The sequence below is a fragment of the Methanosarcina sp. WH1 genome, assembly GCF_000970005.1.
Classification (GTDB): Archaea; Halobacteriota; Methanosarcinia; order Methanosarcinales; family Methanosarcinaceae; genus Methanosarcina.
Window position 1 is genome coordinate 2564737 of the sequence record NZ_CP009504.1, and the last position, 11176, is coordinate 2575912.

Annotated in this window: 10 protein-coding genes and 1 pseudogene; 4 read left to right on the forward strand and 7 right to left on the reverse strand. The window is 40.4% G+C overall.

The features are described from left to right. Nucleotides 1–155: 155 nt before the first annotated feature. The 3 genes from MSWH1_RS11255 to MSWH1_RS11265 all read right to left on the reverse strand — a co-directional run bounded on the left by MSWH1_RS11255 (nucleotide 156) and on the right by MSWH1_RS11265 (nucleotide 1991). Complete coding sequence (locus MSWH1_RS11255; RefSeq protein ID WP_048128582.1) at nucleotides 156–593, reverse strand: CoA-binding protein; 438 nt, start codon at nucleotides 591–593, stop codon at nucleotides 156–158. 184 nt (nucleotides 594–777) lie between these two features. Next, nucleotides 778–978, reverse strand: coding sequence for a hypothetical protein (locus tag MSWH1_RS11260; protein ID WP_048128584.1), 201 nt, complete (start codon nucleotides 976–978; stop codon nucleotides 778–780). 785 nt (nucleotides 979–1763) lie between these two features. After that, nucleotides 1764–1991, reverse strand: a complete 228-nt coding sequence (locus MSWH1_RS11265; protein ID WP_048128586.1) for a hypothetical protein — start codon at nucleotides 1989–1991, stop codon at nucleotides 1764–1766. Nucleotides 1992–2314: 323 nt separating this feature from the next. On the opposite strand from MSWH1_RS11265, the gene MSWH1_RS11270 reads away from it, so the two are divergent. Then, nucleotides 2315–3187: a winged helix-turn-helix domain-containing protein gene (locus tag MSWH1_RS11270; RefSeq protein WP_082088119.1), complete on the forward strand. Its 873-nt coding sequence runs from the start codon at nucleotides 2315–2317 to the stop codon at nucleotides 3185–3187. A gap of 137 nt (nucleotides 3188–3324) precedes the next feature. Here the strand turns inward: MSWH1_RS11270 and MSWH1_RS11275 are convergent, their stop codons facing one another. Continuing rightward, entirely contained in the window at nucleotides 3325–3555 is a 231-nt protein-coding gene (locus tag MSWH1_RS11275) for a ferredoxin (RefSeq protein WP_048128588.1), read from the reverse strand. A gap of 331 nt (nucleotides 3556–3886) precedes the next feature. On the opposite strand from MSWH1_RS11275, the gene MSWH1_RS11280 reads away from it, so the two are divergent. Beyond that, a complete protein-coding gene (locus MSWH1_RS11280) occupies nucleotides 3887–5947 on the forward strand; it encodes a PAS domain S-box protein (protein WP_255350522.1) in 2061 nt (686 codons plus the stop codon). 1008 nt (nucleotides 5948–6955) lie between these two features. Here MSWH1_RS11280 and MSWH1_RS11290 read toward each other — a convergent pair. From MSWH1_RS11290 to MSWH1_RS11300, 3 genes are all read right to left on the reverse strand, one after another. Beyond that, a complete protein-coding gene (locus MSWH1_RS11290) occupies nucleotides 6956–7645 on the reverse strand; it encodes a histidine phosphatase family protein (protein ID WP_048128594.1) in 690 nt (229 codons plus the stop codon). A 104-nt stretch (nucleotides 7646–7749) separates the two neighbouring features. Beyond that, a complete protein-coding gene (locus tag MSWH1_RS11295) occupies nucleotides 7750–8397 on the reverse strand; it encodes an HD domain-containing protein (protein ID WP_048128595.1) in 648 nt (215 codons plus the stop codon). Between the two features lie 186 nt (nucleotides 8398–8583). Then, on the reverse strand, nucleotides 8584–9594 hold the full coding sequence (locus MSWH1_RS11300; RefSeq protein WP_048128597.1) for a phosphatase PAP2 family protein: 1011 nt from the start codon (nucleotides 9592–9594) through the stop codon (nucleotides 8584–8586). 357 nt (nucleotides 9595–9951) lie between these two features. On the opposite strand from MSWH1_RS11300, the gene MSWH1_RS11305 reads away from it, so the two are divergent. Next, nucleotides 9952–10404: a hypothetical protein gene (locus MSWH1_RS11305; protein WP_048128599.1), complete on the forward strand. Its 453-nt coding sequence runs from the start codon at nucleotides 9952–9954 to the stop codon at nucleotides 10402–10404. A gap of 407 nt (nucleotides 10405–10811) precedes the next feature. Next, nucleotides 10812–11132, forward strand: a pseudogene (tnpA, locus tag MSWH1_RS20235) (IS200/IS605 family transposase); the annotation flags it as partial. Nucleotides 11133–11176 lie beyond the last annotated feature (44 nt).

Genomic DNA, 11176 nt, shown 5'->3' on the forward strand with positions numbered 1-11176 from the left:
TAAGGGTTAATAATTTATTTACAAAGTCCCATCAAGGCAACAGTGTATGATTTACGAGCAAACGTTTAAAACAAAAAATAGAATAAGAATTGTTTTAAGTCCTCTTAAGCTGAACACAAAAAAGTACATAATAGCGAATCAAACCCATCCTTTTTTCAATATTTCCCCGTCATCTTTGCAATCGTCCTGTGCAATCCGTGTATGCTGAGCCCGCTTCCGAGGTACATCATGGGGCAGCGACCTGCCAGGTATTCGAGTTCTTCATCTCTGCAGGCACTGAGGGCTTTTTCGGTTTCGGTTCTCCAGTGAATCCAGGCTTTTTTTGTGCCTTTTTCTTTCAGGACGGAGATCTGGTCTCCGGGGTCGGATTTCGTTATGCCTATGACGACGCGGTCCAAGCCAGTCGGAAGTTCGGAAACGTTTTTCAAGGAGTCGGGAGCAGGTTTTTCGGAGAGGTCAACGACATATACATTTTTGCCCCGTTTTTTGAGTTCCGAGACGGTCCATTTCATGGCTGGCTTTGTATTGTCGGTAATCACTGCAAAATTGTTTGCGTTCCAGAAATTAATCCAATCTGAGGCTGTTGGTTCCATATTAGATTCCCCCTTGAATTATAGATTCATACTTATAGATTCATAATTTGATTTTATGCGTTATATATCATTCATGTAAAAAATGTGTTGTGAACCCCTGGTCCATAAGCCAAAAAAATAAAAACATAAAGGAGAATATAAAGGGGCAGCAGAACTCTAGTAAGAATTCTGCTTACTCTTTCAATTACTGGCCCTGAAGTCTCTGCCCGGCAGCCTGGAGTGCGCCGCCCAGTGCTTTTGCAAGCTCACAGTTCTGGTTGCACTTTGATGGACAGTTGCAGTAATTTGGCACATTATCCATCATCCACTGGCCGAGGAAACCGAAAGCCTTGAGCTGTTCTTCATTTGCAGTCTCTACGAAGTTGTTAATGTCTTTTAACTCCATGAATTATCACCAATCAGTTAATTAAACTACAGATTTATATACTTAAGCGTCATAATTCTGCACAATCTGTTTTTTTGTACACAAATATGACCTTAAAAATTTAATAATTAGGACATTTGTGCCAAATTAATCTACTTTCACCTCTACTTTTTACCCCTATTTTTATCCCTACTTTTTGTATTTTTGCTTGAAAGTATACATATTGAGAATATGTTTAAAATTAAAACGTAGTTATTTTCATTATTAACCGGTAAAAAATCCCTTTATTCAAGATAATCGATATATTATTACATTAAATGACTTTTAGATTAATTTAAACAGATTTTTTTACAAAATAAGTATTATTATTAAATTTTATTGAAAAAAATAAGGAATTTTATTGGAAATAATAAAAACCCAATTATTTAAAAAGACGGCAGCCTGACTATTCAGACAAATTTTACAGCCGGAAAAAGAACAGTGAAATAGTAAAAAAGATATGTGTAAGCACAGCAGAATACGAAATTAAAAAATAGAAGCCTGGCTAATCCGGCAAAACCCAACCGTAATATATATATAGAAAAAATAATAATGATTATTATAATAAAGAGAGTCGATATAGCAAAATATTGATAAGATAACATATTTAAGAACATTAGGGCTCATTGCCTGAAGAATAAATGACAGTTTATCTCCAGGCCACATAAGCCCTATGTAAATAAAGTAGGTACACACTTGCCGCATGGTGGTGTGTGATTTAAAAGCGGCAAAGGTCTATCGCACTATGAAAAGATAGGTGTATCTACTTACTTTATGTCAGGGCGTTGATCTGCCATACTAAGACGTTGACCTGCAAACTGTAAAGCTCCCTGGAAGGCCTCGGTGTGCTCGCACTCACAAGAGTCGGAATTGCAGAACCTGATTCCGTAGTGTTGCATCCATTTGTTAAGGTAGCCGAAGGCTTCAAGCTGTTCTCCACTGGCATTCAAAACAAAAGCAGTGATGGGGTGCGTATAGTCTGAAGAGTCTGCCATATCGACGAAACTTGGTGCTTCGTATTCTTCGTTTTGTGGGGACTGTACAGTTTCATATGGCGATGGGCGGCAAAAACGCCTCCATGCGGCATGGTGTTCGATCAGATCCGTTTATATATACCTCCATATATTACTTAATATATAGTTTACATATTTTAAAAAGTGTTGAATACATATATATTTGAGCGTCATGATTATGTACAATTAACACTCAGTACAGAAAAATGACCCTTAATAGGAAGAGTTCATAATAAAACAGAATTATTTTGCGGAAAAAATAAAAACCATTTCAATGTAAACTGTAGTACAGGAAGGTACCCGACATGAACTCCGAAACCCTGACAGAAAGCCCAAACCTAAACGGAAAGAATACACAGTCAGTAACCGGGGAACCCATAAATTCACTTGAAAATGTCCCTGACTATTTTTTAAAATATAATGTTGAGAGCAACTACTTTGAAGAACTGCACTCCATAAAAAAAGAAATTAATTCCCTTCGAAATGAGTTTTCCCGTTTCCTGCAACGGGCAAACCAGCAACATATAGATCTTATGCTTTCCGAGATGAGGACAAACTTCATGAAACCCATGATAAACTACCTCTGCGAGGAAGCTGGCGAGCGCATGGAGAACGGGATGACCCAGGACTGTCAGATGCGAGAACTCTGTGAGACCGCTTTCCGGGATCTTTTACAGGAAACTGCAGGTCTTGTCGGAAAAGAGAAAGTCAGCTCCGAAACTATCAAAATATACAGGGAAAAGCTAATAGAACTGAAAAAGCATGCAAAAACCGAAAAGTGCAGCAAGTGTTTTTCGGAAGCTTCTACCCTTTTTGAAAAACAGGTCAGGCTAATGCGTTCCCTCCAGATCTACGAAGATCAAACAGAAGGCACAGAGCATGCTGACATCAGTGAACTCAAACCTGAAAAAATGGTTCCAGAAATCTGCGAACCCATTGCCAACAAACAACGCCTCATTATGCTAAAAGCCCTCTCAGGAGAAAGTAAGACCTTTTCCGAACTATCCAAACTCACCGGGCTTCGCGGTGGAAACCTTCTCTTCCACCTACAGAAATTACTTGATACAAGCATGGTTTTACAGAGGAGTGAACGTGGGGACTATATCATCACAAGAAAAGGTTATTCCACTCTTCAGGGGCTTTCCAGGATCTATTCGGAAATCGGGTTGATAGAATAATGGACAGAAAACAGATGCATAAAAACCTGTGCATAAAAACTGTAGAAAACCTGTAAACAGCTAGAGAAATTACTCTAAATAAAAAATCGATAAACAGAAAAAAATTAAGGAAATTGGATTGGATCGAAAAGACCATTTTAGCCGTCATTTCCTATTGCCTCAACCGGGCAGCTTTCCAATGCCTCCTTACAGGCTTCCTTTTCCTCATCAGTGTCCGGCTGTTTATATACATAAGCGTTAGAGTCCTCTTCAGTCATTTTAAAGTTCTCTGGTGATGTATCCACACATAAATTGCATGCGATACATTCATAATCTACATAATAAGGTCCGGGAACATTTTCCGCAACTTTATCGGTCTTATCAGCCATATTTCACTCCTCCAATTGTGTTTATTTCATAACAAGAGTTATTAAAAGGATTTTTATATATAATTTAACATTCAAAACACCCTTTCAAGCCTTAAAGTTCAGCCATATTCCTGATGTTCAACTACATTGCCCTTATACATCTTTTCACCGTGATGAAAAAATCCTTGAGGAAAAAGAAAGTTTTATTAATAGACTCGATTATTATAATATACAGTTATATAAATAAATTAAAGATACAGGTGTCAGCCTATATTAATTTAAACAGGGGATCAGTATTACGGAAAAAAGCCTTCAGGACAAATTCACAGGTAAATGGCTTCCTGAAAAGGAGCTGCCTGACTTTTTTGAATCCAAAGAAGAATTGAAAATATTCCTCGAAAGTATTCCACCGGTCATTTTTATAAGAAAAGCCGAAGCTGGCTTTCCGGTCGAGTTTTCTTCTGCAAACATTTCATGCTTTGGGTATGAACCTTCTGATTTTAAGGCGGGAAAAATTCTATATGCTGACATAGTTCACCCTGAAGACCTTGAAGCTTTTAATTTCGGAGTTATAAGTAATTCCGAGAGAGGGATTACAGACTATACCCTAGAATACAGGATCCTTACAAAAAGTGGAGATGTTCGCCGGGTTGAGGATCGGACTCTTATCCAGTACGGGAAAAACAGCAGGATAAGCCGTTACTTCGGGATTGTTTCAGACATAACCACTTGCAGGGAGCTTGCAGAAAAGCTGGGGCAGGAGGAGCAAAAATTCAGCTCTTTGCTTAACTCAAGCGGCGATATTTTAATTATCCTGGACAGGAATGGAAAATTCCTGGAAACAAACGAAGGGGCGTGCATGAGCCTGGGGTACGATAGAGAAGAACTCCTTAAACTTGCTCCCGCAAACATCGATACCAGATATGGAAACCAGTTTCCCAGGCAAGTTAAGAAAATATCCCAGAAAGGGAAAATTACTTTTGAGACTACCTATCTGAAAAAAGATGGGAATTCTATCCCGGTAGAAGTAGAAGCCCATTTAATGGATTACGAGGGCAAAAGCACAGTTCTTACAGTTGCAAGAGATATCAGCAAGCAAAAGAAAATAAAAAAAGACCTTTATTACTCATTAAAAGTAAATAAAGTCCTGGAATTAATTGTCAGCAACAGCCCTGTAGTTGTCTTTCTGAGCAGTCCCAGAGAAAAACGACCTGTGGAATTCATGACTGAAAACATAATCCTTTTTGGTTATCCTGCAGGGGCTTTTACCTCAGGGAAACTTACATATGAAGACATTATTCATCCCCTTGATGTTGAAAAGGTAAGGGAGAACCTTTTCAGGAATTATAACGAAGGCAGAAAAGACTTTTTCCAGGAATACAGGATTCTTACAGCTTCCGGAGAGGTCCGCTGGGTTAATGAGCAGACGTTTATTCATTCCGATGAAAAAGGGGATATCGAATACCTCTATGGGACAGTTATAGACGTTACTGAAAAAAGGCAAAGCTCTGACTTCCTGCGTCTCCGCCGCGATATCGGCACTGCCCTTACTTCCACAGATGAGCTTCAGGAAATCTTAAGGCGGCTCCTTGATCTGGCTCTTGAAGTTGAGCCTCTGGATTCAGGTTGCATCTATCTTACGGATGAGAACAGCTGGGAACTGAAACTAAAGACCTGCAAGGGATTATCCCCTGCTTTTGTGAAAGCAGCGTCCGGTTTTGGGAAAGCTAAGGGGCTGACAAACCTGCTCAGGATAGGAAAACCTGTTTACAGGCACTATTTTGAGATTAAAAATATGGCTTCTCTTGAGGCACCACCTGAAGAAAAGCTCAGAGCAGCTGCTTTTATTCCCGTTTTTTCAGGCAGTCGTCTTGCTGCAGTCATGCAGCTAAGTTCCCATAAGGCAGACGAAATTCCCGAAATTTCCAGAAGACAGCTTGAAACCATTGCTCTTGAACTAGGAAACGAAATCGGCAGAATAAAGGAAAAAGCAGAACTCCAGCAAACCAGCAGTGATTTCCAGGGGCTCTTTAAAAGTATAAAGGACTTTATTTTTATAGTGGACCATGAAGGCTGCATTGTCCATTCCAATCCCGCTTTCCGCAAGCACCTTTCATATACGGAAAAAGAACTCCTTGGAAAAAATATCCTTTCCTTCCATCCCCAGAACCAGGTCCTTAAAGCCGCAAAAAACTTCTCTGAAATACTCGAAGGAAAAACATCCCTGTACAGCGTGCCCTTTGTTGCCAGGGGAGGGGGCGAGATTTTTGCTGAAACCAGATTCAGCAGAGGTTCATGGAGAGGACAGGAAGTCCTGATCGCTCTCGCACGCCCCAGGCTTGCAGAGTATGAAACAAAAGGAACAGAACAAGCAAAAGTAACAAAAGAAACAATAAATTCCTCCGGGGTTTAATCAATAATATTATATATCTATTTTTAATTTTATTCTCCCGCTCAGAGAACAAAATAGAGAAAAATTAGCCTTTTCCCTTTTCAACCAAAAGAATGACATATAAAAAAATCTTTGTTTTAAAAAAACTAATATATATGTTTATCCCATCAAGAAATCTAACAATTTTAAAATTATACAGCCGGAAGATACTGATACTTGAAACAATTTCCAAAAAAAAGAGTTAAGTTAGAAATTATCTCATATGGATGAATTTGAAGTTATAGGTTTTTTATGCATATATAAGTCTTCCGAAATTATCCTGTTTGGAGGGAGTTAAAACCATGAGAAATATATTATAAGTTAATGAGCTGTAAATACAGAAAGCTCATACCAGTAAATTGGTTCCAACTATGTGAACCCTGATGGGGGGACACAAGATCAGTACTCATGTGAATAGACCCCAAACAGACTGAAAAAGTACCACAAAGTATAAAAAATACCCCAATGTCTGGAACCGTAACCTGCACTTCACAGGGCCGGGTACCATAAACACCCAAACATATTATCTACCACCATATCTACTATCTACCACACTACCATATCTACACATCTACCACACCACAAACCCGGCCCTGGTGTGCAGTTGAGATGTTTTGAGAACTCCTTTTTTGAACATCCCTTTATCTGAGCAAGCCTGCTTTTAAATGAGCCTGCTTTTAAATGAGCCTGCTTTTGAATGAGCCTGCTTTTGAATGAGCCTGCTTTTGAATGAGCCTGTTTCCGGACAACCCGCTTGTGGACAATTTCATTGCTGAAAGCATATGTTAAAACCAGAAACAGATCCATTCTAAAGTTTCTGGGAAATATATTTAATTCCATTCGCCTTTTTATTAAATTGGGACACGAACTCTATATCCTGCCCCTGGGCGATATATAAACTGCCTGCAAATAGATGCCTGCAAATGCTTTACCGACCAGAGGCGATCAGACGGACCCAAAAAAAGAATTCAGAGAGGGCTAAAAGAAAGCTTAGATGTTCCTTTTCACCGCCGGGTCCATTTCAACATTTTCCCTGACCAGTCTGTCTCCGGAAAGTGTGTAGATTACGGGCCTTGCATTGGCCAATTTGATTTTGCGGATGTCTTCATTGGAGATTCTTTCAATATGCTTGATCAGCGCCCTCAAACTGTTCTGGTGAGCACAGACAATTACATTTTTTCCTTCCAGAAAAACAGGAAGGATCTCCCTTTCGAAATAGGGAACTACACGTCTGTAGATATCTTTGAGGCTCTCCCCTTCAGGAGGCCCTTCGTCGTAGCTCCGACACCAGTGAAAGATCTGTTCCTCCCCATATTTCTCTTTCATTTTTTCCTTTTTCTTTCCTTGCAGTATCCCATAATAGCGCTCATTTAAGGCTTCACTGGAATAGATAGGTATAAGGCTCTTTTCGATTTTAGGGGGATATGAATACCGGTTTTCTTTTTCATGGACAAAGACCCCTATCTTTGCCTGTTTAGAAAGGATAAGAAAGAGAGTTTCCTGCGCCCGGACCAGCTTCGAAGTAAAAGCAATGTCCAGCCTGATCTTCTCAAATTCTGCAGCGCAGAGCAGGGCTTCTTCTATCCCCTTCTCTGTCAGAGGGACGTCTACCCAGCCTCCAAATCTGCCATCAACGTTCCAGCCGGATTCCCCATGTCGTACAAGTATAAGGTAATTCATCCAGATCTTCCAATCCCAAGACTTAATGCTTGTTTTTTAAAAAGTGGTTTTAAAGAATAACCGTAAAGTATGGTTTTAAGGTATGGTTTTTTTGATTTAAACCTTCATGATATATGCAATTGGGGCTTAAACTCAAGTTCCGTATCGTAGAGCAGGTGCCATAGGTCACCTTTTTTGTACATTCTTTCTGCATCAATTGCAGCTCCCTGCCCTATTATTTCGAACCTGACTCCCCGACCTTTGAAAGTGGCCTTCCCGAGCCTGCTTTCCATCCGGCTGTAGTCAAGGGCATCGGCGAGCCGGATAAGGGCGGCCACTTTCAGGGTAATATCCTGCATGGCTTCGGGCATTTTTCCGAAAGTCTTTCCTTTAAGACCCTCAAGTTTCTTTTTTCCAATCTTCTTTTTGTGCAGGAAAGCCGTCCAGGCAACAACCGGCCACAACCTTTCAGGTAACTCGGCAGGCGGGTGGCGAAGCAGGATGTCCCTTCCAGCCCTGTGGTGGTTCTCAAAGTCAGTAGCTACCCCTACATCATGCACGAGGGCAGCCAATTCCACCAGTTTCCGAAACTCTGAGTCCAGCCCGTGGACAGGAGCGAGGATCTCAAAAAGTTCGAGTGCATTTCGGGCCACGTTATCGGCATGGCTACGTTCAATTCCGTATTTATGGAAAAGGTCTTCGAGGGGCAGGGGTTCGGGCAGTAAATCTTCCCAGAATTTGCTATCTTCCGCAGGTCTGGAATTATAACTCATGAAGAATTTCCTTCTTTTTATTTCTTTTTAATGATCAAAATTAACTTGAAGTTATTTCTCAGTTTTCTTTTTTAGATCATCTGCTTTTTTTGCAGGGCCGCCAGACCCAATTTAAAGTTCTTTCAATTTACAGAGCGTTTAATGTTCCTCGAGCTGTTTTTCCATCCCCTGAGGGCTTTCTATTGCTTATTCTCTTCCGTACAGGTCAAGCTTTGTACAGATACCTGCAGAAACCCATATGGTAAGCGCAGGGATGAAAGCTTTTAAAAACTCTATGAGAGTAGCTCCAGGAGAAATGGAAGTTTCCACTGTGGCAAATCCGATATCAAGGACAAGAGTTGATACCCCAAACAGCATGAGGGCAATAAATACCCTGGTTGCTCGCTGCCCCGTGTCTCCCGCATCTTCCGGGAACCCCTTTCGTATTATAAGGAGATATGCCGTGTTCGCACCAAGGAAAAAGCCTGCTACTTCACCGCTTACAAGAGACAGGGATGCAAAAAGAACAGGAACTACAAACATAATAGAGTAAAAAAAGAGATTTTTCTGCCTGAAAACAGGCTTAAAGTTCTCTTTTTTGAAAAATTCATCTTTCAGGGGACCTTTGAGGAAATACTTAAAAGCGACCAGGATACTTAAACCCAGAACAGCTCCTCCCAGGACATCACCCAGAAAATGCCTTCCCAGGTACATTCTCGAAAAAGCTACGATCAGCACTGCTCCGGGAGCCAGCCTACTGATTGTTCTGCTGTTGAAGACACTGGAGGCTCCTCCCCAGAGCACGGTGGTAAGTGCGACATGCCCAGAAGGAAATCCAAAGGGAGAATCGGGAAGGGGCTCCTGAAGACGGAAAGCCTCAATGACCTCCCTGTCTGGAAGTCTGAAAAAGCCTGTATCCCCATTTCCATCAAAAGGAGAGGTATTTTTGATTCCATCCTCCAGGTTAAGTACCCTGCTGTCTACAAAATCCGGCCTTGGAAAGGCAATCAGCGCCTTAAAGGTCTCGGTAATCAGGGCAGTCCAGAGCAGCAGCTGGAACAGAAGAAAACCCTTCTTGAAATCGATCCCGAAAGCGGTGATGATTATCATGCCAGCAAAAAAGGCGGCAGACCCCATTGAAGTTATCAAAACCATGAAGAAAGTAAACCATTCGGTCCCAAGGGATTGGAGGTAAAGTATGGGTTCTGTCTGGAACAAAGGATTTGTCTCCTGATTTCCTGATTAATGCTTACCGGCAGAAATGTATCCAGCTCTATCCGGAAAGCCGAGAATCTGTAAAAAGTTTATGTTAAGTTTGGTATTTGACTTTACTTATTCAGTATGAAAAATTAATAAAAATGTGAAAAAAATATTTATTATTGTGACAGCATTGATATGATTATATTTCGGTCATGAATTGGATATTATCATCAATCATGTATCAGTCATGTTAAACTCCATCTTCTAAGCCGGTAACCGGGACTTTATTAAAACCTGATAATTTATTGGAGCCTGGAATTTAAGCCTGGAATTTAATTGAAGCGCAATGTATTCCAAAGAATCGAGGTCGATTACTTGAAGCTGAACCAGATAGACGATACCCGAAAGAAAAGAGCAGTTATCATTTTCCTTGCTGCCATTATTTTCATCTCGGTCAAGGGATTTTTATCCCCTGTAGTAGGTGTTGGTTTTGTTCTCCAAAAGGAAGTCGTTGGAGTTGAAGGAGAAGATAGGACTATCATCTTCCAGAGCGGCCCTGAAGGGATCTCGGTTCAGGATGAAGCCTGTGGACAATTGCTTCCGGAAGGCACCGAAAACTTCCAGATCAACGAGTCAGTGGAAACCAAACTTAAAACCATGTATCCGGAAATCGAGTACGTTGTCCGAATGCGGCTCTGCGTTGAAGACGAAGTCAGGGAATACAGGGTAAGTAGGGAAGACTTCAATACGCTGGAGGTAGGCAGGGTGGCAAAGTTCAGGGTTTACCGCTCCGAAAGGGACGTTATCGAAAAGATCGTTGAGATGTAAAAACCATATCATGACCCTAGATTTAAAAGAACTCTTCTGCTTTTAACTCTAAGGCGGAAAGTCCCCTTCCTCGGAGCGTAAGCGACAGGTAGGGGATGAAAGCCGTCAACTTCTACAAAACAACAGTAACATAATTATGCATGCTTATAGTTATCTAGATATATATATAACTATACGGCATAAACTGAATCTTAGAAGCCATTTTCATATGTCATCGGTTAAGAAAGAAACCATAATAAATTGCCCTATTTCTACAACAGTTATCTAAAATTTTAATATAATATAGGCTGGAGCAGAGTATCGATTTTAGGAAAAGAGGGCAAAGTTTGAGATCGATTTATGGTACAAAATCGATAGCTTTCGGGCAAGAAAACTCCTTAACCGATGACCAATGAAGCCATTTTACATATTCACCCCATTATCATTTCGTTCAGTGTGTGAAATATAGGAGAAAAGCTCTAACGAACCCTTTAGTTGTTGATTTTCTCAAAACAAAAATCCATACCATAAGTGAAACATTTGATGTTGAAGTGCTGAATATCGAGTGTGACAAAGACCATTTTCACTTATTATTTTCAGCAAAACCTTCACTTGATATTCCAAAATATATCAACACCACAAAAATAATAACTTCAAGGGAGATTCATAAAAACTTCCCTGAAGTAAAAACTATGTTATGGAAAGATACGTTCTGGTCAAGATCGTATTTTATCGCATCGACAGGATAAGTAACCTTAGAAGGACAAGTAACCTTAGATATACTGAAGCAATA

Coding starts and splice junctions, on each gene's coding strand:
- MSWH1_RS11260 (WP_048128584.1), bottom strand. CDS start 978: ATGGAGTTAAAAGACATTAACAACTTCGTAGAGACTGCAAATGAAGAA.
- MSWH1_RS11290 (WP_048128594.1), bottom strand. CDS start 7,645: ATGAATTACCTTATACTTGTACGACATGGGGAATCCGGCTGGAACGTT.
- MSWH1_RS11265 (WP_048128586.1), bottom strand. CDS start 1,991: ATGGCAGACTCTTCAGACTATACGCACCCCATCACTGCTTTTGTTTTG.
- MSWH1_RS11295 (WP_048128595.1), bottom strand. CDS start 8,397: ATGAGTTATAATTCCAGACCTGCGGAAGATAGCAAATTCTGGGAAGAT.
- MSWH1_RS11270 (WP_082088119.1), top strand. CDS start 2,315: ATGAACTCCGAAACCCTGACAGAAAGCCCAAACCTAAACGGAAAGAAT.
- MSWH1_RS11255 (WP_048128582.1), bottom strand. CDS start 593: ATGGAACCAACAGCCTCAGATTGGATTAATTTCTGGAACGCAAACAAT.
- MSWH1_RS11275 (WP_048128588.1), bottom strand. CDS start 3,555: ATGGCTGATAAGACCGATAAAGTTGCGGAAAATGTTCCCGGACCTTAT.